This is a genomic window from Gordonia sesuvii, from assembly GCF_036350415.1.
Classification (GTDB): Bacteria; Actinomycetota; Actinomycetes; order Mycobacteriales; family Mycobacteriaceae; genus Gordonia; species Gordonia sesuvii.
Map to the genome: position 1 here is coordinate 53,631 of NZ_JAZDUF010000004.1, position 24,247 is coordinate 77,877.

The window sequence follows — 24,247 nt, forward strand, 5'->3', positions numbered from 1 at the left end:
TTGCACTTGGTCAGTGTTCGAGCACTGCTTTGAGAAAGGCGCGGGTCCGCTCCTCGTGGGGATCGGTGAAGATCTGCTCGGGGCCGCCTTCCTCGACGATGCGGCCCTGGTCGAAGACGAGCACGCGGTCGGCGACGTCTCGGGCGAATCCCATCTCGTGGGTGACGATGAGCATCGTGATGTCGGTGGTGTCGGCGATCCTGCGCAGTACTTCGAGAACGTCGGACACGAGCTCGGGATCCAGTGCCGACGTGACCTCGTCGAGCAGCAGGATGTCGGGGTCCATCGCCAGCGCTCGGGCGATCGCCACCCGCTGCTGCTGTCCACCGGACAGCTTCGTCGGGTGGGCGTTCTCCTTGTCCTGCAGGCCGACCGTCGCGAGCAGCTCGCGGGCGCGGGCGATCGCGTCCGCTTTGCTCTTGCCCTGCACATGGATCGGCGCCTCGGTGATGTTCTGCAGCACAGTCATGTTGGGGAAGAGGTTGAACTGCTGGAAGACCATCCCGATCTTGGACCGCACCATCCGCAGGTGTTTCTCGGAGGCCTTCACCAACTTGTCACCCTTGTACTGGTGGGTCAGTGGCTCGCCCTCCACCCAGATCACGCCGTCGTTGGCGTCCTCGAGGGTCATGAGGAGGCGGAGGATGGTGGTCTTGCCCGACCCGCTGGGCCCGATGAGTGCGACCCGTTCTCCCCGTCCGACACGGAAATCGAGATGATCGAGCACGACGTGGTCACCGAACTTCTTGACCACCTTGTCGAACACGATCATCGAGTCGGACGCGGGTTGATCAGACGAGACCTGATCGGGCCTGCTCTCGTCGGGCAGCACGGGGTCAGTAGGCAAGGGACTTCTCCAGCTTTCGGATCAAGATGGACGTGGGGTAGCTGGCGATCAGGAAGATGACGCCGGCGATCGTGATCGGCTCCAGATACTGGAAGGTGCGGGCGCCGTACTGCTGTGCCGCGGTGACCATCTCGACCACCGTGATCGCGAACAGGAACGGCGTGTCCTTGAACATCGAGATCGCGTAATTGCCCAGCGCCGGAGTGGTGTTGCGGATCGCCTGCGGCAGAACCACGGCGCGCCATGTCCTTCCGGTCGGCAGTGACAAAGCATGCGCCGCCTCCCACTGTCCGCGCGGCACGGAGTCGATGCCCGCGCGATACACCTCGGCCATGTAGGTCGAGTAGTGGATGCCGAGCACCACGATGCCGATCTGCAGCGCAGAGAACTGCGGGAGCAGATAGTAGGCGAACAGTAGTTGCACCACCAGCGGTGTCAGCCTGATGAATTCGCAGATCATCCGAACGGGCACGGTGACGAACGTCGGCGCGATCCGTCGGACGACCGCGATCGCCAGCCCGAGCACCGCCGCGATCAGAAAGCCCAGCACGGTGGCGATCAAGGTGATCTTGAAGCCTTCGAGCAGGATCGGCAGGCAGTCCCAGGCACGCTCCCAACTCCAGTCGACGTTCATCGGCCCACCCCCACGTTCTCGTCGACGCGCTCGGGACGCAGGCTGAGCACCTCACGCAGCGTCGGGCCGACACCGAGCCGCGACTTGGCCCGCATCTCCATCAGATTCATGATCAGCGTCAGGACGTAGGCGATGCAGAAGTACAGGACGAGTCCGATCCCGAACGAGAACAACGTGTCGCCGGTCCCCCGACGCAGCTGCTCGATCTGGTACGTCAGATCCTGCAGGAGGATGAAGCTGGCCAATGCACTGCCTTTCAGCAGCTGGATCAGCAGGTTGTTCAGCGGCGGGATCATCTGGACCCAGGCCTGGGGAAAGATGACCCGATGTAGCCGTTGCCATGGCGAGAAGTTCAGCGCGATGGCGGCTTCGCGTTGCGGCGCGGGTATCGCTGCCAGCGATCCCCGCACGACCTCGGCGGCGTACGCCCCGTAGTTCAGACCGAGTGCCAGGATCCCGCAGAACATCGGATCCAGCTCGTAGCCGAACAGCGGGAGCACATAGAACAGCCAGAACAGCTGCACCAGCAGCGATGTGCCCCTGAAGAACTCGACGATGAATCGTGCGGTGCCACGGATCACGACCGGACGCGCACCTTCGGCCACGCCCAGGATGATCGCCAGCACGAAAGCCAGTGCCGCACCGCCGAGCGTCAGATAGACAGTAGTGAGTATGCCTTCCTGGATGCGTGGCCAGGCATCCAGGAAGGCCTCGAGGTTGTCACCCACGTGTGGTTACTCGTCGCCCCTCAGATGTTGCCCGCGCACAGATCCTCGGTGGTCAGTTCGGGGTCGGGAAGCTCTTCCTCGGTGAACCCGAACTCGCCGACGATGGACAGGTACTTCTCCGGGTCGGAGGTGATCTTCTCCAGTTCGGTGTTGTACGCGTCGAGAAGCTCCTGGTCGTCGGTCCGGAAGACGGTGCCACCCGCACCGACCTGCGGCACCCCGTCGATCACGGCGACGAAGGATTCGGTGACGTCGACCGGGGCGTCGGGATTGTTGTTCTTCATCCAGTTCAGCGAGATACCGGTCAGCGCGAACACGTCGGCGCGACCCGAGGTCACCGCATCCATGCCGTCCTGCGGTGTCGCCACCTGCATGCTCTCGATGTTGAGGCTCTCCGCGTAATCGGACTCGATGGCGCCGGTCATGGTCGCCAGGCGGGCGCCGCTGCCGGCCACCGACTGCATGTCGGTCAGGTTCATCGGATTGCCGGTGGGCACCATCAGCGCCGTCGTGTAGTTGAACTCGGGATCACTGAACGAGGCCTGCTCGCAACGTTCAGGCAAAATCGACATTCCCGCGCTGACCACGTCGAATCGGTTGGCCTGCAAGCCTGGGATGAGCGCGCCGAAGTCGGCGTTCACTCCCTCGACCGTCTCGATTCCGAGGTTGCCGAAGATCTCTCGGTGCAGCGCGACAGTCGCGCCGGTCAATTGTCCGTTCTGCTCGAACGAATACGGTGCCTCACCTGCGAAGCCGACGGTCACCGCGCCCTCTTCCTGCAGCTGTTCCAGCAAGCTGGAATCACCGCCGGAATCGGTCGACGAACACGCCGCGAGGCTCGCACCCACCAGGACCGCGCAGGCCACCGTGCGAACGGATCGACGATGCAGGATTTTCTTCATCACTGACATGAACTCAGCCTTCCGGGACGAGCCGGGACGCACCCGCCGTGCAGGCCAGAGCCCATGCTCCGGTCTTGGAACCGACGCCCAACTTCTCCGCTTTGATCGCTTCGTTTGCCTTGTGAACGTAACACGAACTGTCGGGCTCGCTCAGCGGACCTGACGGGAACGAGACCGCAGTCGCCTCAACGACGCGATCGCTGCCACCATCTGCTGCCGTGGCGAAACAGCAAGTCAGAGCGAACTTCTCGGCGCACCGTCAACGCAGCGACGCCAAATGGTCGACGATGAGCCGCCGCACCCGCGTCGGACGGTCGTTGTGACCCAGCAAAAGGTGCACAGCCAGCCCGTCCACCAGGGCATGCAAGTGCATGGATTCGGCATCGAGGTCGCGCGAGGCGGCCACGAGTCCGTGGTCGGCGAGATCGGCGAGCACCCCGCGACACAGCTCACGTAGCCCTTCGTGTGCCTGCACACCTGCCCGCGCGAGCGCGGGATGCGCCGCCGCTTCGGTGACCAGCGCGAGATTGACGTGCATCTCGATGCGGCGGTTGTCATCGAGTGGGAGCACCTCGGCGAGAACGGCCTCCGCCCGCCGGAGCGGATCGCGTTTCGTCGCATGGGTGCGCACCCGGGCGGCGACCCGCTCGTAGATCAACTCCATCGAGAAGGCAAGCAGTTCTTCCTTGGTCGCGAAGACGTGCCGTAACGAGCCCGCCGAGATCCCCGCTTCGGCGGCGACGTCTCGGACGGATGCCGCGGCGACACCGTCCCGGGACACCACACGCCATAGCGCCTCCGCGATCTCGATGCGGCGCTGGGCGTGATCGATGAGCTTCGGCATCTTCCTATGGTAGCTCAACCGTGCTAACTTAGGTCTGTTGCTAGTACGCTCGTGCTAGGTAGTCCGGCCCCGAGGAGCATCGTGACCACCCAACGATTCGTATCCCTCGACGTCCTTCGCGGCGTGGCGATCCTGGGGACGCTCGCCACCAACATCTGGATCTTCACCAACGTGGAGGGGTTCGTCGGTTACCTCGACGGTGATCACGGCGCCACCGGCCGATGGGCGATCGTCGAGACGGCGCTCCAGCAACTCGCACAGGGCAAGTTCCTCGGGTTGCTCACCATCATGTTCGGCATCGGACTGGCCATCCAGCAACAGTCCGCGCACCGACGAGGTCAGTCGTGGCCGGGCGCCTATCCATGGCGCGCAACGCTTCTGTTTGTCGACGGTACGGTCAACTACTTCCTGTTCACCGAGTTCGACATCCTCATGGGCTATGCGGCGACCGGCCTGCTCGTGGCATACCTGCTGTCGGCCCGAATCAGGCGGCAGCACATCGCGATCGGTGTCGCCATCGCCGTGCACCTCGCGCTGCTGATCCTCGTGATCGCGGCGGTGGCCACCGCGCCCCCGCGCACCGGAAACGTCCCGTTGTCGCCGAACCCCTACGCCGACGGCAGTTTCGTCGACCTCGTCGTCTTCCGCGCCGAGAACATGGCGCTCTTCCGCGCCGAGGTCATCCTGATCCTGCCGATGTCCATCGCGTTGTTCCTGCTCGGTGCCGCGCTGCTGCGGGCGGGCATCCTCGAACCCCGCGGTGATCGGCTACGCCGACGTCTGATCTTCCTCGGCTTCGGGTTCGCACTCCCGCTCGACATCGTCGCCGGAGTATTCGGGGGCGATGCCGGCCTGATCCTCGGGCGCTACGGATTCGCCCCCGGCGTCGCGCTCGCCATCCTCGCCGCCATCGCCGGGTTCTATGCCCGCGGTCGCACGCCGGGTGTCATCGGCCGAGCGCTCTCACCCATCGGCCGCACGGCTCTGAGCTGCTATGTCTTTCAGAACGCGCTAGCCGGCGCGGTCTGCTACGGCTGGGGGCTGGGGTTGGCCGCCCGCCTCGACCCGACAACCGTCGTCCCGGCGACCATCGCATTGTTCGTGGCGATCACCGTGGTGATGATGCTGGGTTCGCATCTGTGGCTGACCCGCTTCGAACGCGGTCCCCTCGAATGGCTCTGGCATCGGGGCTACGAGAGGCTCGCTTCGACGTCCCCACGACGCGACGCGGAGCATGCCGATCACACCACAGCCGACTCGTCGTCGTGAGACGATGACAGCGGTCGGCCGGTGCCCGGCCGCCGAGACCGAAGCGCGAGGTGACGACGCCGGTGAGCGATGACCCCGAGGTGGCCACCGTGGACGCCGCGCTCGCGGCCGTCGACGAGGATCCGCACTACCGCTCCGGGCAATTGCTGACCTACCTGGGCAACAAGCGGGCACTGCGCACACAGATCGATCACGCAGCACAGGTGGTCCAGTCCAGGCTCGGGCGGAAGCTGGTCATCCTCGATGCGTTCTCCGGCAGCGGATCGGTCTCCCGATTGTTGAAGGCGCGGGCAGCGAGCATCGTCGCGAACGACCTCGAATCGTATGCGCGCGTGATGAGTGAGTGTTTCCTGGCCAATCGGTCCGATGTGGACACCGATCACCTCGCCACCATCGTCGACGAGCTCAATACGGTTGTCGATCAGGGATATTCGGTCGACGGATTCGTGGAGGAGCTCTACGCCCCCGACGACGACCACCACATCCGCGCAGGCGAGCGGGTCTTCTACACCCGCGACAATGCCCGCCGGCTCGACGCGTACATCACCCTCATCGGCCGGCAGGAACCCGCCGTCCGGCCGTTGCTGCTGGGCCCGTTGCTGTCCCGGGCATCCGTGCACGCCAACACGTCCGGGATATTCAAGGGCTTCCACAAGGACAAGCTCACCGGGATCGGCCGGTTCGGTGGTTCCGGCCAGGACGCCCTGCTGCGCATTCTCGGCACCATCCGGCTCGAGCCGCCGGTGCTCAGCCGGCATCACGCCGAGGCGACTGTCCTGCAGATGGACGCCAACGACCTACCCGAGCACCTCGGCCCGGTGGACCTCGCCTACCTCGACCCCCCGTACAACCAGCATCCGTATGGCTCGAACTACTTCATGCTGAATCTGCTGACGGACTACCGCCGGCCCACCGCGATCAGTCCGGTCTCCGGGATCCCGACCGACTGGAACCGTTCCCGGTACAACGTCCGTCGGGAGTCCGCCGACCTGATGCGGGATCTGGCGGGATCGTTGGACGCGCGGTTCCTGCTCGTGTCCTTCAGCGACGACGGGTTCATCGCTCCGGAGGAGATGATCGACATCCTCCGTTCCGTCGGCGAACTCACCGAATTCCGGTTTCGCTACAACACCTTTCGTGGCTGCCGCAATCTGCGTGACCGCAGCTCCCACGTGACCGAGCATCTCTACCTGGTCGAGAAATTCTGACGACGCCCTCCGCCCGGGTGCCCATTTCACCCATCGGGCGCGCCCGGGTCTGCCAGAATCACCCCGGTGCGGATCGGGATGACCATGCCGGTGATGGAACCGTCATTGGATGCAGACATGTTGCGAACCTGGGCGACCGGCATCGACGACGGGCCGTTCTCGTCGCTGTGCTGGGGCGAGCGCATCGCGTTCGACAACCCGGAGTGCCTGACCCTGCTCGGCGCGCTGTCGGTGTGGACGCAGCGGGTGCAGCTGGTGACCACTGTCGTGGTGCCCCAGCTGCACGACCCGGTGATGCTGGCCAAGTCCTTGGCCACCGGCGACATGCTGTGCGGTGGGCGGTTGACCGTCGGTCTGGGCGTCGGCGGTCGGCATGAGGACTATCACGCGGTCGGTGCGGACCCGTCGACCCAGACGATGCGCGGCCTGGCCGAGCGTGCGGAGATCCTGCGTCGGGTGTGGGCGGGCGAGAAGATCACCGAATCGGTCCTGCCGGTCGGTCCGCCTCCGGCCAGGCGCGGTGGTCCCGAATTGCACATCGGTTCGACCGGACCGAAGACCATCCGCAGCGCCGCCGCGTGGGCGGACGGCGTCACCGGTGTCACGCTCGACCTCGATCTGGACAGGCAGAGTGAGCTTTTCGATGTCGCCCGGACCGCCTGGGCGGACGCCGGTGCTCGCCGGCCGCACCTCGCGACGTCGTTCTGGTTCGCCCTCGGTGACGGCGACGGCCCGCGTGCGCAGATCCACCGTCATCTGCGGCGCTATATGAACTGGATTCCGGCGGAGTTCGTCGACGCGATGGCCCCCACGACGGGATGGGCGGGGACCGACGCCGAACTCGTCGAGGTGCTCCGACGATTCGCCGCCATCGGCACCGACGAGGTGCACCTCATCCCGACCAGCTCGGATCCCGATCAGTTGCGACGGGCGGCCGAGGTGGCGGCCGAGTTCGCCTGATCGCCTGCCTCCTCGGCGAGCGAGGCATCGAGTGCCAGCAACTGATCGGGCCGCACCGCCCGCAACACCGCCAGTGTGGCCGTCACCGCGATGTCGCACGCGATGTCGATGTCCGCGCTCTCCACGATCAGTGCGCGATAACAGACGTCGAGACTGATGCCGATGAGCAGCGACGCCAACGTGTCCGCACTGGCGTCGATCTCCGCACCACGGGCCGCGTAATTTTGTCGCAGTCGTTCGGCCACCCGCGGCTCGAGGGTCTTGTACAGCTGCCGACCGGGACCCTCGGACTCCTGCCGCCGACCGAGCAGCAATCGCAGCCCCTCGGGATTGCGGCGGGCATATTCGAATGTCGCCTCCACCGAGTGCTTGGCGCGAGCACCGTACGACATGTCCTCGCTCTCGTCGTACGCCGCGACCATCCAGTCGGTGAAGCTGGCCAGTTCACGCGCGATCATCCGCTCCACCAGAGCGTCCCGCGAGCCGAAATGCGCATAGAGCGTCACGCGCGTGGTGCCACCGCGCTCGGCGATCATGTCCATCGTCGACCGCTCCACGCCGAAGTCTGCGACGACGGCGCGGGCCGCGTCGAGCAGCTGCTCGTCGGTGGGACGATTGCGGGTGTTGCGCGGCCGCGGCCGACGGCGCGAACCGTCACCTCGTCCGGACTTGGTCACAGTGCGCTCCTGATGTCTCGTCGTGGCCCGGTGTCCCGGACCACGACGACCGTCGTTCCCAGCACTCCGACCAGTGATGATTCCGTGCCGACCGGACGCCCCTCACTCGGGGTCGTCCGCACCACCCGATCGGCCGAAGTAGGCAGCCTCGACCCGGTCGCGGCCGGCCCGGAGTTCACGCGCCGACCCCGCCAGCGCAACCCTGCCATGATGCAGGACGACGGCGGAGTCCGCGATGCCGAGCGCCAGGTCGATGTGCTGCTCCACCAGCACCACGGCCATGTTCTGCTCGTCGGCGATGGCACGCAGCCGCGGCAGCAGATCCTGGACGAGGACGGGTGCCAGTCCCATGCTGAGTTCGTCGATCAGCAGGACGGACGGCTTGGTCAGCAACGCCTTGGCCAGCGCGAGCATCTGCTGTTCGCCGCCGGACAGGTTGCCGCAACGACGGCCCCGCAGAGTCTGCAGCTTGGGAAAGTACTCGTAGACGACATCGATGGGTGTGCCACCCTTGCGGCGCGCGAGCCGGAGGTTGTCGGTGACCGAGAGCCGATGGAACAGCCCGCGATTGTCCGGAACGAGGGTCACCCCACGACGGGCGTTGCGCTCGACGCGGCTGTCGATGGGTGTGCCCATCGCGGTGATCGTTCCGGACATGACGGGCAGCGCCCCCACGGCAGAGAGCAGTGTCGTGGTCTTACCGGCCCCGTTGGGACCGAGCAACGCGAGGATCTCTCCCGGGTGCACGTCGATGCTCAGTTCGCGGACGGCGGGCACACCGAAGTGACCGACCGTGACCTTGTCGAACGACAGCACGGGTGCGGCGGGGCCGGAGCCCCCGGTGGTGGTGTCGTCGGAAACAGTCGGCGTGGTCATCGTGATTCCCCTCCGGTGTCGCCGGCGTCGGTGCCGGTGGTCGGTGATGCCGTCGTGGGCGACGTGCCTGCCTCGGTCGCCCCTTCCGCGTGGGTTTCCGCCTGCACTTCGGCACTGCCGAGGTAGGCGGCGACCACTGCCGGGTCGTCCTGGATCTCCGCAGGGGTCCCCGAGGCGATCACCCGCCCGAAATCGAGCACGTACAGGCGGTCACAGACGTCGAGCACCAACGACATGTCGTGGTCGATGAGCAGGATGCCCACACCGGTGGCGGCGATCCGTCGGAGCTCGTCCCCGAACGCCAGGCTCTCGTGGGTGTCGAGGCCGGCCGCCGGTTCGTCGAGCAGCACGAGCCGGGTGTCGCCGACCAACGCGCGTGCCACGCCGACCAACTTCTGCTGACCGAGGGTCAGCTCGTCCGGGCGACGATCCGCGACATCGGTCAGGCCGACCACATCGAGGGCCTTCTCGACGACGCCCGCGGCCGGCCGCGAGCCGTTGATCACGTCGGTGACCAACGCGCGCAACCCCACTCGCTGAACCGCGACGGCGAGATTCTGTTGGACAGTCAGATCGGCGAAGAGTTCTCCGGCCTGCCAGGTGCGGGCCATGCCGACCCGCCGCCGGCGATGTGGGGAGGCCCGATCGATCCGTTGCCCGGACACCATCACCTCGCCACTGGACTTCGCGAATCCGGTGACGGCGTCGACGAAGGTCGTCTTGCCGGCGCCGTTCGGTCCGATGAGGCCCACGATCTCGCCGGCACCGACGGTGATGTCGATGTCCGCGTTCGCGGTGACACCGCCGTAGTGGACCGAGAGACCGCGCGTCTGCAACAGGAGTTCGGCGTCGGGGGCGACAGGAGTGTCGGTCATCGCGTCAGGCATTGAGTCCCGCCTTCGAGGTCGTCGGTGTGACAAGCGATGTGGACGTTCCACCGTCGTCGTCGGCGGCGGTCGACGTGGCATGGCCGCGCCTGGCCCGCAGCTTGTCACCGAGTTCGGTGAACGCACCGGCGATACCCACCGGGTTCAGGATGGCCGCCAACAGCAGTCCGGCAGCGGCGATGATCTCGTAGTACTCCCCCAGGTTCAGTGTCTGGTTGAGGAAGACGTAGCCGACGCCGAGTGGTCCGACGATGCCGGCGATGAACGCACCAGACACCGACGTGATCCCGCCGACATAGGTCATCGCGAGCAGCACCAGACCGACCATGACGGTGAACGACCCGGCCGACAACTGGCCCCGGCTGTATCCGATCAGGCAGCCGCCGATCCCGGCCAGGAACGCCGACAGCGCGAATCCGAGCAGCTTGGTGGAGGCCACGTTGATTCCGACCGCGGCGGCGGCCCGCTCGTTCGAGCGAACCGCCAGGAAAGCGCGGCCGGTGGAGCCTGCCATGAATCGCATGACGATCAGCGTGGCGATCGTGACGACCACGAGCACCAGCAGCGAGAACCTGATGGTCACCAGATTCGTGCCGTCACGGACGCCCAGGTCGAGACCGAACAACGACGGGTCGGTGATCAGATTGCCTTCGTACGCGGTGATTCCGGGGTTGTTGAACACGAATCCCTGGATCGCGATCGCGGCCGCCAGGGTCACGACGGCCAGCTGTGCGCCGCGGATGCGCAGCGCGGGCACACCGACGAGAATCCCGAGGCCGGTGGCGATCAGCGCGGCCAGCAGCATGTCGAGCGGGAACGGGATGTTCCAGTTGACCGTCAGCTTCGACAGCGCGAATCCTGCGGCTCCGGCAAATGCCATGGAGGCCAACGAAATCTGTCCCAGGTATCCGGTCAGCAGGACCAGCGACAGGGCGATCAGCGCGAGGATGATCGACGTCACGACACCGAATCGCCATGTGCCGTCGGTCAACAGGATGGCCGCGACGACCACCGCGAGCACGGCCACCGTCGGGATCGGCCGGATCTGCGGAATCCGCACGGCCGGCATCTTCACCTCACCGAGCGAACCGCGGGACGGTATCCGGCCGCCCATCAGGAACAGCGCGACGACGATGATGACGAACGGCACCGCATCGCCCAGACCGGCCTGGGCCCACTCCGGCCACCAGTCCTTGGTCGTCAGCCAGGTGATGACGGCCTGGAACGAACCGAGTGCGAGCCCGGCGGCGCAGGCGATCCCGAACGACGTGAGGCGACCCAGGAGCGCGACTGCGAGCGCCGGGATCACGTAGAACGTGTAGTTGGTCAGGTTGAGGCCGATGGTGAAGGAGGCCAGTACGGCGATCAATCCCGTTGCCGCACCGGTGATCACCCAGACGATGGCGGCCAGCCGGTCCGGCGAGTAGCCGACGAGGCGGGCGGCGAGTTCGTCCTCGGCTCCGGCGCGGGTCGCGACGCCGAGTCGGGTGAGTCGGAAGTAGGCCCAGAACAGGGCGGCGATGACGATCGCGATTCCGGCGAGGATGAGGTCGGAGACGTTGATGACCGCACCGGCGAACTCGACGGTGTCGTCGGGCAGAATCCGCAGGGCCAGCAGGTCGTCGGTGTCGAAACGGAGGTGGACCAGCGCCTGGATGAAGAGCATCAGACCGACGGACGCGACCACCTGAGCCAGCACCGGCGCCTGCCGCAGCGGCCGGAATACCAGGTAGTGCGCGATGATCGCCCACACGATCGCGGATGCGACGCCGATGATGAGCGCCGGCCACATCATCACGGGGCTGTCTTCGCTGCCGATCGGTATCCGTCCGATCGGGAGCACCAGGTCGCCTGTGGTACGAAGGGCTGCAACGGTATACACCGCCCACAGTCCGAGTGCGCCTTGCGCGAAGTTGATGATGCCGGTCGCCGCGTAGACGCCGACCAACGATGACGCCAGCACGGCGTACACGGCTCCGACGGAGAGCCCGAGAAAAGCGAACTGCAGGAACTGACCCATACCCGAACCTATCGATCGATGCGCTCGAGAGCGCGAGGTTGTGAGACGGTGACGGGTCGGGCGGCTGCCGTCAGGGTAGCCGCCCGACCCGGTTGTTCACCGTTGCGCTGGATTCCGTTGCGCTAGATGGCGCCCGGAATCAGTCGGAGCACATCCGGATTCGGGGTGATGTAACCGCCGCCGACCGGTTCGGTGGTGCGGTCCCCGGTGACCTCGAACAGCAGCATCTCGGTGGTGCAGTTCGGCGTCGTCGGCTTGTTGCAGGTGAGCTGCGGGCCGAGGAAGCTCTGGAAGTCGGTGAGCCCCTTCAGTCCTGCCAGCACGTTGGGTCCGGTGAAGTCGGTGACGTTGGCCGTGTTGAGGCCGTTCACGAAGTCGACCAGCGTGGCGAAGGTGCCGTACGCGTAGAAGCCGCCGGTTCCTTCAGTGTCCTCGACGTAACCCTCCGCGATCTCCAGGTTGGCTTTCGCGGGCTCCGGAGCGGAGTCCATCGACGGCGGCTGCCAGATCGGCGAGTAGGTCTGCGCGCCGACCGCGTCGGCACCCATGGTGTCGATGAAGTCGGTGCACGCCGCCATGAACATCGTGCCCTGGTAGCCCACCGAGCGCAGCGACTGCGACAGCTGGGTGCAGGTGTTGTCGTTGGGTGAGGTCATGAGACCTGCCGCGGCCGGATCGCCGTCGGCGAGAGTCGTCGCCAGAGCGGTGAAGTTGGGGCCCGCCGGCGGGTAGTAGATGCCGTTGACCTCGATGCCCAGCTGCTGGCCCAGCGGGACCATCAGGGTGTCGAAGACCTGATGCGCCTGCGGCAGATCGGCGTTGGCGAGGGTCAGCGACGTTTTGTTCGCCTCGCGAAGGGACTGCATGAAGCCGACCAGGAATGCGGCGGCGGGAGGACCGAAGTAGACGCGGTTGTCCGCAGCGGCACCGGTGGCGGTGTTGAACGGGATCTGACCGACCATCGGGATTCCGGCGGAGGTCAGGATCGGGACGGCCGCCTGCGATTCCGAGTTGTACCCGTCGATCGCCGCGACGACACCCGCCTGGACGAACTGGTTCGCACACGAGATCGTCGATTCCGGCGCGGTCTGGTCGATGCCGCAGTCGATGATCTCGAGGGGACGGCCGGCGATTCCGCCGATCTGGTTGTTGATGTACTCGAGTGCGGCTTCCTTGCCGGTGGTGACGCCGGGCTGGGTGCCGGGACCCTGCGACGGATTGAAGAGTCCGACCCGGATCGGCTCGCCGCTGGCCGCGACGCCGCTCTCGTCTGCGGCACCCCCGCCGTTGTCGCCACTGTCCTCGGTACACGAGACGAGGGCGAACGCACACGCCGCGGCCACGGCGGCCGCGAAGACGCGACCAGTTCTCCTACGCATACTCACATGCCTTTCCCGCCGGTTCCGGGCACGACTGTTCGACCCGGGAGGGCTTCGAGTTTCAGAGTTGAGCGCCGGACCGCCGGCGGCGGTTCGGGGGCCCGATCGACAGAATGTGATCTGAACCACTCGCAACGTAGCCGCTGCCTTACAGCCGTGTCAAGCTGTTCTGGGAACCCAAATGTTCTGTCCCCGAATGTCACCCACAACGAGACGTGGGTCAGATGTCCAGGAAGTCAAGCGTTCTCGCGGCACGTGACAACGCCTATCGTCACATTTCGGACATGACGGAATCTGCCGGTTCTGCTCAGTCGGTGAGCCGTTGCTGCGATGCGTAGCGGGCCATCGCCTCGCGCTCTTTCGCATGGTTCGGGTAGCCGAACGCCACGATGATCGCGCCGAGGACGACCACGATGATCGCCGCACCGTATGCACGGGAATCGCCGTCCACGAATGCATTTCGTGCGGCACTCATGATCTGCTCGGCGTACTGCGGGTAGCGGGAGGCCAGGACCTCGGCGCTGGAGAACGACTTGGTGAGTGCGGACTCGGTCTGTTCGGTGATCTGCCCGGCCTCCGGCGACGAGGCGATGGAATCCGACAGTGCACTGGCATAGCCGGCGGTGAGGATGGCGCCGAGAAGTGACTGCATGATGGCACCACCGAGATCCCGCTGCAGATCCGACATGCTCGACGCCATCCCGGCACGCTGCACCGGAACCGACCCGGTCAGCGAATGCGAGGCCGGGGTTCCGGCGAAACCCACGCCGATGCCGATCAGCAGGTACGCACCGATGACCGCCCAGACCGATGCCCCTTCGTCCCAGGTGAGGAACGCGACCAGGAGTCCGGCGACGATGAAGACGTAACCGACGAGCAGGGTGAACCGGGAGCCCATGGACTCCACCAACTTCGCCGATTGCGGCGCCACCACGACCATCGCGCCGGCTGCCGGGATGATCATCGCCCCGGCCTCCAGCGTCGAGTAACCCAGCACGTTCTGCAGGAACTGCTGCCCGATGAACATGGCGCCCATGAGTGTGCCGAACACGATGATGCCGCCGACCGCGGCGACCCAGAACGTTCTTCGGCGCGCGATGCGCAGGTCGAACAGCGGCACCCGGACGCGCAGCTGACGTATGACGAACGCGACGGCGGCGACCAGTGCGACCGCGGTGAGGACGAGGACGGCCGTCACCATGTTCCCGAGCGGCGCGAAGTTGAGCGCCAGCACTGTCGCGCCCACCAGGACGATCGACAGGACACCGCCGATGTTGTCCGGGGTGGCGGCCACGTCACCGTCGTCGGCCGGCACCAGGAACCATGCACCGATGAGCGCGGCCACGGCGAGCGGCAGGGTCACCAGGAACACCGAGTTCCAGTCGAACACCTCGAGCAAGCCACCCGACAGCACCGGTCCGGACGCCGAGATGGCCGCGCCGAACGCCGACCAGGCCGCGATCGCCTTGGTGCGCTTGGCTCCCGACCAGAGAGCGGTGATCACGGCCAACGTCGTGGGGTAGGCGAGGCCCGCCGAGATGCCGCCGACGACGCGCGCCGCGAACAGCACCTCGAAGTTCGGTGCGAGACCGGCCACCAGCGAGGCCGGGATCGACAGCGTCATGCCGTACACCAGCATTCGTTTGCGTCCGTAACGATCTCCGAGCGCGCCGAAGTAGAGCACCGATGCCGCCAGGCCGAGCGAATAGCCCACAGCGATCAGATTCAGCTGTGTCGAGCTCGCGTCGAGTGCCTCGCCGATGTCGGGAAGTGCGACGTTCGCGACGGCGAGATTGATGTTCGCGACACCTGCGACAAGGATCAGCGCGGCCAGAACGATGGGGGCACGCAGTGGCGCCACACCGTCCTCGGTCCGCGAACCCGTGGCCACCACGCATAGAGCGTAATCCGGCATCGGAGGGCGGGCATCTCACGTGCGGGAATTCGCGCTGCGAGAGTCACATTCGGGCCACTTTCAGTGCTCGGTCGAGCTTCGCTCGCGGACGTCTGCCTAAGATCACCGACGAAGGCACACCGTCCACGGTGATGTCGCAGACAGAAAGGCGCCGCAGCGGTGCTCAACCTCATCCCCGATTCCCAGCGACGCACCCTGGACGAGCTCGCCGAACGACTGGACTTCTCCGTCGGGGATTCACGGTCCAAACAGTCAGCGTTCTGGATCATGCTGACCTTGTCCGGCATCATCGCGGTGTCCGGAGTGGTCGCCGACAGCACGGCAACAGTGATCGGCGCGATGATCGTCGCCCCGCTGTCCACGCCGATCCTCGGGATCGGCCTTGGCATCGTGACCGCACGCGCACGTTTGATCCTGTCGAGCGTGGGATTCGTCCTGATCGGTGTCGTTCTGGTGACCGTCCTCGGCGTGCTGATGTCGCAGTTGCTGCCCAATCCGACGAACGTGCTGGCCAATTCCCAGGTCACGGGCCGGACTTCACCGACGTTGGTCGATCTCGTGGCTGCGCTGGCCACTGGGCTGGTCGGTGCCATCGCGATCACGCGTCGCGATGTCGGTGATGTGCTGCCCGGTGTCGCGATTGCGATCTCCCTGGTTCCGCCACTCGGGGTTGTCGGTGTCTGCCTGGGGTCGGGCGCGCCGTCGCTCGCCCTCGGGGCATTCGTGCTGTTCGCGTCGAATGTCGTGGCGATGATCATCACCAGCGCGATCGTCCTGACCGTCGGCGGATACGGACGCGAGGCCGCCGACCTGGCCGAAAGCCGCGGTCTCGGTCCGCAACGCCCGCGTCTCCGCGCCTACGCGGTGCTCGCGGTTGCGCTGGTCGTCGTCGCCGTGCCGATGGTCGGCAACTCGCTGTCGTCGCTGTGGTCGCGGCAGATCGCGACCGCCGCCGATCAGTGGCTCACGGACAGTGGCGACACCGGCGGCGAGGTCACCGACGTGTCCTGGAGTGGTAGCACGGTCACGGTCAGTGTCCTCGCACCGCAGGAACTCCCACCGATCGACGATCTGCAGCAGACCGTCGACGACCTGGTGCCGTGGGACCCCGAGGTCGTGGTGGTGCACACCGTGGGTGGTCGTCAGGGCGGCGACTGACCGCGCCATTCGGTCAACCAGCGCATAAATGTGCGCCACCCTGGCATGGTGAGTAGCGGGCGACGCTTTCGAGAACAACCAGACATCGACCGCATAGAGGTGACCTGTCATGAGTAGCCCGCAAGCAGCCACACCAGCCGTTTCCGCGGCCAATCGCGAGGCGGCGGAGAATCTGCCGTTCTCCGACACGACCGATCTCACCAACGCCGAACGTGGTCTCGTGGCCAAGCTGGAACCGGGTGTGATCACCGCAGCCGACGGCCGCACGGTGTGGGACTGCGACGAGTTCGGGTTCCTGGCCGGGCAAGCGCCCGACACCGCAAATCCGAGCCTGTGGCGCCAGTCGGGCCTTGTCTCGCTGCAAGGCCTGTACGAGGTGACAGACGGCATCTACCAGCTCCGTGGTCTGGACCTGTCCAACATGACCGTGGTCGAGGGCGAGACGGGCGTCATCGTCATCGACCCGCTGATCTCGAGCGAGACCGCCGCGGCCGGTCTCGCTCTCTACCGCGAACACCGCGGCGACCGTCCGGTCACCGCGGTGATCTACACCCATTCGCACATCGACCACTTCGGCGGTGTCAAAGGCGTCACCACCCAGGAGGACGTGGACGCGGGCGACTGCGTCATCATCGCCCCTATCGGCATGGTCGAGCATGCGGTGTCGGAGAACGTCTATGCCGGTACCGCGATGGGGCGGCGCGCGGCCTACATGTACGGCGCAGCGCTCCCCCGCGGCCCGCAGGGGGCGGTGGGTGCCGGACTGGGCCAATCGACGTCGACCGGCACCGCGACACTGATCCTGCCGACGCTGAACATCACCACGACGGGGCAGACGGAGACCGTCGACGGCGTGACGATCGAGTTCCAGATGACGCCTGGGACAGAGGCTCCCGCGGAGATGAACTTCTACTTCCCGCAGACGAGGGCGCTCTGCATGGCAGAGAACGCAACTCACACGCTGCACAACCTGTTGACGCTGCGCGGCGCATTGGTTCGCGATCCGCACGTGTGGTCCACGTACCTGACCGAGGCCATCAACATGTTCGGAGAGCGGTCGGATGTCCTGTTCGCGTCACATCACTGGCCGACGTGGGGCACCAGCGAACTCACCGAGTTCCTGTCGTTGCAGCGCGACCTGTACGGGTACCTCCACGATCAGACGCTGCGTCAATTGAACCAGGGCCGAACGGGTATCGAGATCGCCGAGGACATCGTGCTGCCACCGGCACTCGAGAACGCCTGGCACACCCACGGCTACTACGGCAGTGTCAGTCACAACGTCAAAGCCATCTATCAGCGGTACATGGGCTGGTTCGACGGCAATCCCGCCCACCTCTGGCAGCACCCGCCGGTCGAGTCGGCCAAGCGGCACGTCGAGTTCATGGGCGGCGCAACCGAGGCGATCAAGAAGGCGCGCAAGTCTTTCGATGATGGGGACTTCCGCTGGGTCGCGACGGTACTCGACTACGTCATCTTCGCCGACCCGGACAATGCGGAGGCCAAGGCACTGCAGGCCGACACGCTCGAGCAGCTCGGCTACGGCGCGGAGAACGGGACCTGGCGCAACTTCTTCCTCATGGGTGCCTACGAGTTGCGCAACGGACCGATCGGGACCCCGACCACCACGGCTGCGCCCGACATCGTCGGCGCCATGTCGGTGGACCAGATCTTCGACGCGGTGACCCTGCGGGTCAACGCGCCCGCATGCTGGGATGCCCACATCACCATCGACTGGGTTCTCACCGGGCTCGATCGCCGCCATCGCAGCGAACTGCGCAACGGTGTACTCGTTCATTTCGATGTTCCCGCCGACAGGGCCGACCCTGCCGATACGACATTCACACTCAGCAAGTCGACGCTCATGGGCATCCTGCTCGGTGGCCTCGCGATGGACGAGGCGATCAAGGTGCGGTCGGTGACCGTCGAGGGTGACGTCGACGTGTTCACCGAACTCATCGGCTATCTCGACGCCCCGGACCCCGACTTCGCCATCGTCACGCCGTGAGAACAGGTAACGGGCCGATCAGCTGATCCCGGAGATACCCTTGCCGATCAGCACGAATCCGATCACCAGGATCAGCACCGCCATGACCGTCGAGTTGTTCGCTTCAAGCCAGACCTTGAGGCGATCCAACGGGTCACGTAGACGTTGCGCCGCAACCTGATACGCGATCACGGGAACCGCCACGGTGGTCGCGGCCAGCACGGTGAACACGATCACCGCGACGGTGTCGGAACTTGCGGACAGGCCGGCCGACGCGATCGTCACGCCCGCGGCGATGCACATCATCAGGTTCTTGGGATTGATCGCCGACAGTACGAAGCCCAGCCCGAGGGCGGCCGGCACCTTCATGTCGTCGATGGCGGCGATCCACTTCGGTGTCGCGTGATCGCCCGTTCGCGACCGCCATTGCCGCAGTCCGACGCTGAGCAACACGACACCGAGGACCACCTTGATCCAGCCGCCGGCGGTCGACGTCGAGTCGCCGAAGGCCCCGCCCACCAGAACGAAAACCGTGGTGGCGACTGCGATTCCGGCAATCCATCCGATCATGAACCCGATGCTCGTGGTGCGGGCGTGCCGACCGAGCAACATGAGGATCGCACCGATGATCGGGATCGGCGATATCGCGACACCGACGGCCAGCGGGAGCAGCTCACCGAGTACCGAGCCCATGTCGATCCCTTCGCGCGGACATCGCCGTCGTCAAGGAACCTACCCGAACGCTGCCGGATTCTCGGCCGAACCGCTGCGCGGGTGGGCGCCCTCATCCGGCCGTTCCGGCCCATCTGTGTTTTCGTGTTCCGGGTGAGCACCACTCATCTCGGTCAGATCTTCCATGTCGCCGGTAGCCCGACGGTCTTCGGCGCCGACGACGCGTTGGCGTGGTTTCCCGACGGCGCGCTCGTCGTCGACGACGCGGGCACCGTCATCTACTGCGGCCCGCGTGACGCTCGGCCCGCCGACGACGCAGAGGTGGTCCACGACCACGGCGCCGCCTTCCTGATCCCGGGATTCGTGGACACCCATATCCATTTCCCACAGACGTACTCGGTCGACGCCTACGGCGGCGGCCAACTGCTGGAGTGGCTGGACTCGTGCATCTTCCCCGCCGAATCACGGCTTGCCGATCCGGCGTTCGCCGAGCAGATCGCCAGCGACTTCACGGTCCGGCGGATCGCCGCAGGCACCACCGCTGCGATGGTGTTCGGGTCGGCGTTCGGCCACGCCCAGGACGCGCTGTTCGCCGAGACACGACGCGTCGGGTTGCGGCTGATCAGCGGTCGGGGCATCCAGACGGTCGGCGGCCCGTCTGCGCAGGCGTTGCTCACCTCCGAGCGCGATGCCGTCGATCTCACCGCGGCGGAGATCGACCGATGGCATGCGGCGGACACCGGTTCGGTGGACACCGCCCTTCTGCACGCCGCGATCGTGCCGCGGTTCTCGTTGTCGGTGACCACCGACACCCTCGCCGCGCTGGGCGAACTGTACGACGACGTGCGTGATCGAGGGGTGTACGTGCACACCCACCTCAACGAGAACAACCGGCCCGGAACCGGCGAGATCGACATGGTGAAGCGGAGTTTCGAGGTCGACTCCTATCTCGACACCTACGACGGGAAGTTCCTGCCGGGCAGCCGTATCGGCGGCAAGAGCCTGCTGGGTCCGCGCACGGTGATGGCACATGCGGTGCACTGCACCGACGCCGAGCTCACCCGGATGGCCGCCACGGGCACATCGATCGCGCATTGCCCGGTGTCGCAACTATTCCTGGGCTCGGGCACCATGCCGTGGCGCCGCACCGTCGAGGCCGGGGTGACCGTCGCCGCCGGCACCGACGTGGGGGCCGGCGACGAATGGCTGATCTCGCGCGTCCTGTCCGATGCATTCAAGGTGCATCTCAGCGAACCCGGCGATGCGAGTGTGGCAATCCATCCGGCCGAGATGCTGTTCACCGGAACGCTTGCCGGCGCCCGAGCGCTCGACATGGAGTCACGCTTCGGCAACTTCGACGCCGGCAAGGAAGCCGACTTCCTGGTGATCCGACCCGAGCGCTGGGCACCACTGGAAGCGATTCTGGCGCAGGGTGTTCGCGCCGACGACGACCGGACCGCCCGCGACCAAACCCTGTTCGCGTTACTGATGGGTCTGCGCGAGCCGGCCATCGCCGAGGTCTACGTCCGCGGCGCGCGCGTCACGGTCTGACCCTCGCCGACGGAACCCGAATTTCCGCCGACAGAACCCGAGACTTCGCCGACAGAACCCGGTTTTGCGCCGACAGAACCTGAACCTGCCCCGCCGGAACCACATGGGATCCCAGATCGACCATGCAATGGATTCCGTCGACGCGATTCGGGATTCTGTCGGCGCGATCCAGGGTTCCGTCGGCGCGATTCGGGGTTCTGTCGGCGCGATTCGGGGTTCTGTCGGCGGGATTTGGGGTTCCGTCGGCGAGTTTCGAGGTTCTGTCGGCGCGATTCGGGGTTCTGTCGGCGGAAATTCGGGTTCCGTCGGCGAGTGGTCACTCCGAGATGCGCAGACCGTCCCATTCGTGGTCGTGCATGAAGCCCTCGGCCAGCCCCACCCGGTACTTGATGCAGCTCCGCATGATGCCCAGATACGCCAGGGGCAGCATCAGTGCCGGCCGGTTGTCGCCGGGCGCACCGACGACATCGCGTGCACCGCGGAAGTCGTGGAGGAACTGCCGTATGCTGCGGTCACCCCGGGAGTCCTTGCGCCAGCCGTAGATCAGCATCCCCAATCCGATCATCTTGTCCACTGTGGCATCGGGGGTGATGACCTCGTCGTTCTCCCCGAAGAACGCCCGGTCGACCCGATCCTCCGGTGCGAACATCATGATGCCGCTCGTCGCTCGTGGATTGCATTCGATGCAGTAGAGACCGCGTTCGGGATGTTCGATGAAGTCGAACCCCACCTGCCCGGTGAAGTTCATCTCGCGCACGAAATCCTCGATCCAGGCATAGATCCCGTCATGCTGCACGGACCGGAAGTTGAGGCATGAACTGCCGCCGATGGCGTAGTCAACCGGGTACGTCGCATGCGCGTGGATGCGGCCGTTGTGCACGACCGAATACGTGCAGTACTGCTTTCCCGACACCCATTCCTGCGCGAGCCACGGATTGAGCGGATCGAATTCCAGCCAGTCGAGCGAGTCCCCCGGCGACACTTTGTGAACCGTCTGCGAGCCTCGGGAATAGCATTCCTTGAGAGCGAACGGGGCGTCGAAATCGAGCGCGGCCACGTCCTGCGGCCCACGGACCTCGGCGTACTTCATCGTCTGAATGCGCCGGGCGGTGAGCAGTTCCTGGAACTCGAACTTGTTGTGGAGACGGTTCTCGGTGTCGAAATCGGAGAGGAACAATTCGCATTCCGGCGGGAAGATGTCCACCATCATCGACAGGATGTCGGTCTCCTCGTGAATGGGGATGACCATGTCGACCTTCTCGTCGGCGACGATCTTCGCCAGCGCGTGACAGTAGGCGCGGGGCTCGAACTTCGGCGCCGGCACTCGATGAAACGCCGACGTCGCGTGGGAGAACCTGGTGATCCCGATCGGGATGCTGTCGACGATGGTGACCCGGTGACCGGCCGCCGACATCAATCGGGCCAGTTCGAGGGTCAGAAACGACCGCCCGAAGGTGATCAGGACGTGCTTGCGCTCGGAAGTGCCCACCGACGTGAGTGTAGGGAGACCCTTCTCGGGTTCTGTTGTCGGTGTCGGGGTCTACGGTGTCGGTGTCTGTATTGCCTGGACCTGGATCATCCGATACCTGGGTCATCGGATACCTAGGTCATCCGATACCTGGGTCATCCGATCGCTCGAAAAAGGAATAGGCACGCAGAAGGCAGCGTTGCACAATGCTGTCGTGTGGCCCGGCCTGTCGAGACGAGTGCAGGAGGTTGTCGAATGTTCGTGATCGGCGTCATCGCCGCGTGTCTGGCTGCCGTGGCCTACGGCATGTCGACCGTGCTGCGCGCGCTCGGCGCACGCCGGGTCGCGATGACCGCTCGCGACGAGGGGACCGAATCGCGGCACACGAACGCCGCCGGCGGTCCGTCGCTGCATTCCACCACGTCGACATTCATGGACCCGGCCTTCATCCTCGGCACCCTGCTGGTCGTCATCGGTTTCGCCGGTGGCGCTTTGGCTGCGCGGTTCCTCCCGTTGTTCCTGTCACAGACCATCGTCTCGGCCAACCTCGTGGTCACGGCACTGCTCGGCACCATCATGTTGAGTATCGCGCTGCACCTGCGGGACTGGGTCGCGATCTGGCTCGTCGTGCTGTCGCTGTGCCTGCTCGGGCTGGCGGCCGAGAAACACACCGGCGGCGGCGAGAGCGCCATCTTCCACTATGAATTGTTCGTCGCCACGCTGATCCTCTGCGCATTCGCGCTGTTCGGCGTCTACCGACTGGGTAAGCACGCCGCGATCGTGGGTGGCGCCATGGCGGGCCTGCTGTTCGGCATGATCGCGATCGCGGTGCGTGTCCTCGACGGTGTACAGCCCACCTTCGATCCGGTCGCCCTGCTGCGTGACCCGGCCGCGTGGACGATCGCGGTCGCCGGTGCGGTCGGCTTCTTCGTGCAGACCGTCGCGCTCCAGATCGGCGCCGTCAACGGGGTCACCGCCGTGCTCGTGGTCGGCGAGACCGCGGGCCCCAGCCTGGTCGGCGTGCTCTTCCTCGGCGACGCCGCCAAACCCGGCCTCGAGTGGCTTGCGATCGTCGGCTTCGCCGGAGCGGTGGTCGGTGCGGTGCTGGTGGCCTGGTACGGCGCCGGCGATCCCGACCATTTCGGCGAGGCCCCACCCATGAAAGGCGGCTGGCGTCGCGGCCGCGAGACGGAATCCGAGTCCCGGTCCGAGTCGGCGTCCTGACGTTCCGGCCGCACCTTCCGCTTCTGGCCGCAGTTCCAGATCCAAGCCGGACTCCGGAACTGCGGCCAGAACGCGTCAGTCCTTCTTGCGAGTGCCGGGCAGGATGCCCGCGTCGATGACCGCCTTCACGTATGGGCGGGTGCGCGCCAGCAGGTCGTCGACTCCGCCACCGGACCACGCGGGTGCCGACAACAGATCAGTCTCGTCCTCGATGGCCCCATAGAGCGTGGCGCCCGCATCGGTGAGCCGATGGCCGTCGTCGGTGCGTTCGACCACACCGCGGGCGGCGAGGCGATCGACCGAGGCCTCCCATTCCTCGTCGGACCAGCCACGGGTGAGCTGGACCAGTTTGCGGCCGAGCACGCGACGTTGGACGGTCGGGTCCGGGAGTTCGGCCTCGTGGAACACCACGGCGTCGATCCCGCCGAGCTGATGGTTGACGAGCGCCGCGATGTGATTGTCGCCGCGCCACTCCCGGATGATCGCGATGGCATGCCAGAGCGCGACGTGCGGCACGTCGGGGACGGCCGACGCACCCCACCCGGCCGCCAGCGGACGCCCACCCATCGGCAGGTCGACAGCGATCTCGCGGTAACGCTTCTCCAGGTCGCGGATCTCGGCGTCGTCGATACGGTCGCCGAGCACGGCGCGGAGCTGTTCGTCGAGCATCTGGTCACGCCGGCGGGCGACCCGGTCGAGTCCGACCTCCCGGGCCGCGGTCCAGGCCGGGACGATCACCTCCGGGGAGAAGTTGTAGAAGGCCGCGGTGACGAGCGCGGCGTCGCAGTCACCCATCGGCGCGCCGCGGGCGCCCACGTAGAACGCACGGAAGTCCAGTCCGGTGTCCTGCTCGGCGGCTCGATGACCTCGGTTGAAGTACGCGAGAACATGGAACGGCTCGAGGGCCTCGTAGGCCTTGCGGGCGGTCTGATGATCGGCGTCGCCGACGGGTGAGGTCATGCGGTCCACACTCGCGTCAGGGGCCGACAGTGTCAACCGCCTCAGCCACCACGGGCCGGCCACCCCCACCTGGTCGGCCAA

The 24,247-nt window shown here is 66.0% G+C and carries 21 protein-coding genes; 7 read left to right on the plus strand and 14 right to left on the minus strand.

Annotated features, from left to right (window positions below; translation table 11 throughout):
• Positions 1–10: 10 nt before the first annotated feature.
• From ehuA to VZC37_RS14085, 5 genes are all read right to left on the minus strand, one after another.
• Positions 11–772, minus strand: a complete 762-nt coding sequence (gene ehuA / locus VZC37_RS14065; RefSeq protein WP_330433728.1) for an ectoine/hydroxyectoine ABC transporter ATP-binding protein EhuA — start codon at positions 770–772, stop codon at positions 11–13.
• A 64-nt stretch (positions 773–836) separates the two neighbouring features.
• Positions 837–1,481 (minus strand): ectoine/hydroxyectoine ABC transporter permease subunit EhuD, encoded by a 645-nt coding sequence (ehuD, locus tag VZC37_RS14070; protein ID WP_330433209.1) that lies wholly within the window; start codon positions 1,479–1,481, stop codon positions 837–839.
• Positions 1,478–2,209, minus strand: a complete 732-nt coding sequence (gene ehuC, locus VZC37_RS14075; protein ID WP_330433210.1) for an ectoine/hydroxyectoine ABC transporter permease subunit EhuC — start codon at positions 2,207–2,209, stop codon at positions 1,478–1,480. Before ehuC ends, ehuD begins: the two co-directional genes overlap by 4 nt.
• Positions 2,210–2,229: 20 nt before the next feature.
• Positions 2,230–3,111: an ectoine/hydroxyectoine ABC transporter substrate-binding protein EhuB gene (locus tag VZC37_RS14080; RefSeq protein ID WP_431309427.1), complete on the minus strand. Its 882-nt coding sequence runs from the start codon at positions 3,109–3,111 to the stop codon at positions 2,230–2,232.
• Between the two features lie 259 nt (positions 3,112–3,370).
• Positions 3,371–3,955 (minus strand): TetR/AcrR family transcriptional regulator, encoded by a 585-nt coding sequence (locus tag VZC37_RS14085; RefSeq protein WP_330433212.1) that lies wholly within the window; start codon positions 3,953–3,955, stop codon positions 3,371–3,373.
• A 78-nt stretch (positions 3,956–4,033) separates the two neighbouring features.
• On the opposite strand from VZC37_RS14085, the gene VZC37_RS14090 reads away from it, so the two are divergent.
• The 3 genes from VZC37_RS14090 to VZC37_RS14100 all read left to right on the plus strand — a co-directional run bounded on the left by VZC37_RS14090 (position 4,034) and on the right by VZC37_RS14100 (position 7,392).
• Positions 4,034–5,224, plus strand: coding sequence for a DUF418 domain-containing protein (locus VZC37_RS14090; RefSeq protein ID WP_330433729.1), 1,191 nt, complete (start codon positions 4,034–4,036; stop codon positions 5,222–5,224).
• Between the two features lie 62 nt (positions 5,225–5,286).
• A complete protein-coding gene (locus VZC37_RS14095; RefSeq protein WP_330433213.1) occupies positions 5,287–6,432 on the plus strand; it encodes a DNA adenine methylase in 1,146 nt (381 codons plus the stop codon).
• A gap of 78 nt (positions 6,433–6,510) precedes the next feature.
• Positions 6,511–7,392, plus strand: coding sequence for an LLM class flavin-dependent oxidoreductase (locus VZC37_RS14100; RefSeq protein WP_330433730.1), 882 nt, complete (start codon positions 6,511–6,513; stop codon positions 7,390–7,392).
• Here VZC37_RS14100 and VZC37_RS14105 read toward each other — a convergent pair.
• From VZC37_RS14105 to VZC37_RS14130, 6 genes are all read right to left on the minus strand, one after another.
• Positions 7,350–8,069 (minus strand): TetR/AcrR family transcriptional regulator, encoded by a 720-nt coding sequence (locus tag VZC37_RS14105; RefSeq protein ID WP_330433214.1) that lies wholly within the window; start codon positions 8,067–8,069, stop codon positions 7,350–7,352. The genes VZC37_RS14100 and VZC37_RS14105 overlap by 43 nt on opposite strands.
• 102 nt (positions 8,070–8,171) lie before the next feature.
• Positions 8,172–8,945 (minus strand): ABC transporter ATP-binding protein, encoded by a 774-nt coding sequence (locus tag VZC37_RS14110; protein ID WP_330433215.1) that lies wholly within the window; start codon positions 8,943–8,945, stop codon positions 8,172–8,174.
• Complete coding sequence (locus VZC37_RS14115; RefSeq protein ID WP_431309413.1) at positions 8,942–9,832, minus strand: ABC transporter ATP-binding protein; 891 nt, start codon at positions 9,830–9,832, stop codon at positions 8,942–8,944. Before VZC37_RS14115 ends, VZC37_RS14110 begins: the two co-directional genes overlap by 4 nt.
• A complete protein-coding gene (locus tag VZC37_RS14120) occupies positions 9,825–11,852 on the minus strand; it encodes an ABC transporter permease (RefSeq protein ID WP_330433217.1) in 2,028 nt (675 codons plus the stop codon). Before VZC37_RS14120 ends, VZC37_RS14115 begins: the two co-directional genes overlap by 8 nt.
• A gap of 122 nt (positions 11,853–11,974) precedes the next feature.
• A complete protein-coding gene (locus tag VZC37_RS14125) occupies positions 11,975–13,231 on the minus strand; it encodes an ABC transporter substrate-binding protein (protein WP_330433218.1) in 1,257 nt (418 codons plus the stop codon).
• Between the two features lie 307 nt (positions 13,232–13,538).
• Entirely contained in the window at positions 13,539–15,125 is a 1,587-nt protein-coding gene (locus VZC37_RS14130) for an MFS transporter (RefSeq protein ID WP_330433219.1), read from the minus strand.
• 180 nt (positions 15,126–15,305) lie between these two features.
• Between VZC37_RS14130 and VZC37_RS14135 the strand changes: the two genes are divergently transcribed.
• Together VZC37_RS14135 and VZC37_RS14140 are read left to right on the plus strand one after the other, a co-directional pair.
• Entirely contained in the window at positions 15,306–16,304 is a 999-nt protein-coding gene (locus tag VZC37_RS14135; RefSeq protein ID WP_330433220.1) for a TIGR00341 family protein, read from the plus strand.
• Between the two features lie 109 nt (positions 16,305–16,413).
• The gene (locus VZC37_RS14140; protein WP_330433221.1) at positions 16,414–18,312 is read left to right on the plus strand and encodes an alkyl/aryl-sulfatase; all 1,899 of its coding nucleotides are present in this window, start codon (positions 16,414–16,416) and stop codon (positions 18,310–18,312) included.
• Positions 18,313–18,330: 18 nt separating this feature from the next.
• On the opposite strand, the gene VZC37_RS14145 is transcribed toward VZC37_RS14140, so the two are convergent.
• The gene (locus tag VZC37_RS14145; protein WP_330433222.1) at positions 18,331–18,984 is read right to left on the minus strand and encodes a GAP family protein; all 654 of its coding nucleotides are present in this window, start codon (positions 18,982–18,984) and stop codon (positions 18,331–18,333) included.
• 132 nt (positions 18,985–19,116) lie between these two features.
• Here VZC37_RS14145 and VZC37_RS14150 point away from each other — a divergent pair, with 132 nt between their 5' ends.
• A complete protein-coding gene (locus VZC37_RS14150; RefSeq protein ID WP_330433223.1) occupies positions 19,117–20,514 on the plus strand; it encodes an amidohydrolase family protein in 1,398 nt (465 codons plus the stop codon).
• Positions 20,515–20,830: 316 nt separating this feature from the next.
• Here VZC37_RS14150 and VZC37_RS14155 read toward each other — a convergent pair whose 3' ends face one another.
• Positions 20,831–22,003: an ATP-grasp domain-containing protein gene (locus tag VZC37_RS14155; RefSeq protein WP_330433224.1), complete on the minus strand. Its 1,173-nt coding sequence runs from the start codon at positions 22,001–22,003 to the stop codon at positions 20,831–20,833.
• 234 nt (positions 22,004–22,237) lie between these two features.
• Between VZC37_RS14155 and VZC37_RS14160 the strand changes: the two genes are divergently transcribed.
• A complete protein-coding gene (locus VZC37_RS14160; RefSeq protein WP_431309414.1) occupies positions 22,238–23,206 on the plus strand; it encodes an EamA/RhaT family transporter in 969 nt (322 codons plus the stop codon).
• A gap of 75 nt (positions 23,207–23,281) precedes the next feature.
• Here the strand turns inward: VZC37_RS14160 and VZC37_RS14165 are convergent, their stop codons facing one another.
• A complete protein-coding gene (locus tag VZC37_RS14165; RefSeq protein WP_330433225.1) occupies positions 23,282–24,166 on the minus strand; it encodes an SCO6745 family protein in 885 nt (294 codons plus the stop codon).
• Positions 24,167–24,247: the final 81 nt, after the last annotated feature.

Bases quoted from the DNA above. Each gene is read 5' to 3' on its own strand.
- VZC37_RS14110 (WP_330433215.1), bottom strand. From the start codon at position 8,945: ATGACCACGCCGACTGTTTCCGACGACACCACCACCGGGGGCTCCGGC.
- ehuA (WP_330433728.1), bottom strand. From the start codon at position 772: ATGATCGTGTTCGACAAGGTGGTCAAGAAGTTCGGTGACCACGTCGTG.
- ehuD (WP_330433209.1), bottom strand. From the start codon at position 1,481: ATGAACGTCGACTGGAGTTGGGAGCGTGCCTGGGACTGCCTGCCGATC.
- VZC37_RS14125 (WP_330433218.1), bottom strand. From the start codon at position 13,231: ATGCGTAGGAGAACTGGTCGCGTCTTCGCGGCCGCCGTGGCCGCGGCG.
- VZC37_RS14100 (WP_330433730.1), top strand. From the start codon at position 6,511: ATGACCATGCCGGTGATGGAACCGTCATTGGATGCAGACATGTTGCGA.
- VZC37_RS14080 (WP_431309427.1), bottom strand. From the start codon at position 3,111: ATGAAGAAAATCCTGCATCGTCGATCCGTTCGCACGGTGGCCTGCGCG.
- VZC37_RS14145 (WP_330433222.1), bottom strand. From the start codon at position 18,984: ATGGGCTCGGTACTCGGTGAGCTGCTCCCGCTGGCCGTCGGTGTCGCG.
- VZC37_RS14140 (WP_330433221.1), top strand. From the start codon at position 16,414: ATGAGTAGCCCGCAAGCAGCCACACCAGCCGTTTCCGCGGCCAATCGC.
- VZC37_RS14120 (WP_330433217.1), bottom strand. From the start codon at position 11,852: ATGGGTCAGTTCCTGCAGTTCGCTTTTCTCGGGCTCTCCGTCGGAGCC.
- VZC37_RS14085 (WP_330433212.1), bottom strand. From the start codon at position 3,955: ATGCCGAAGCTCATCGATCACGCCCAGCGCCGCATCGAGATCGCGGAG.
- VZC37_RS14160 (WP_431309414.1), top strand. From the start codon at position 22,238: ATGTTCGTGATCGGCGTCATCGCCGCGTGTCTGGCTGCCGTGGCCTAC.
- VZC37_RS14115 (WP_431309413.1), bottom strand. From the start codon at position 9,832: ATGCCTGACGCGATGACCGACACTCCTGTCGCCCCCGACGCCGAACTC.
- VZC37_RS14165 (WP_330433225.1), bottom strand. From the start codon at position 24,166: ATGACCTCACCCGTCGGCGACGCCGATCATCAGACCGCCCGCAAGGCC.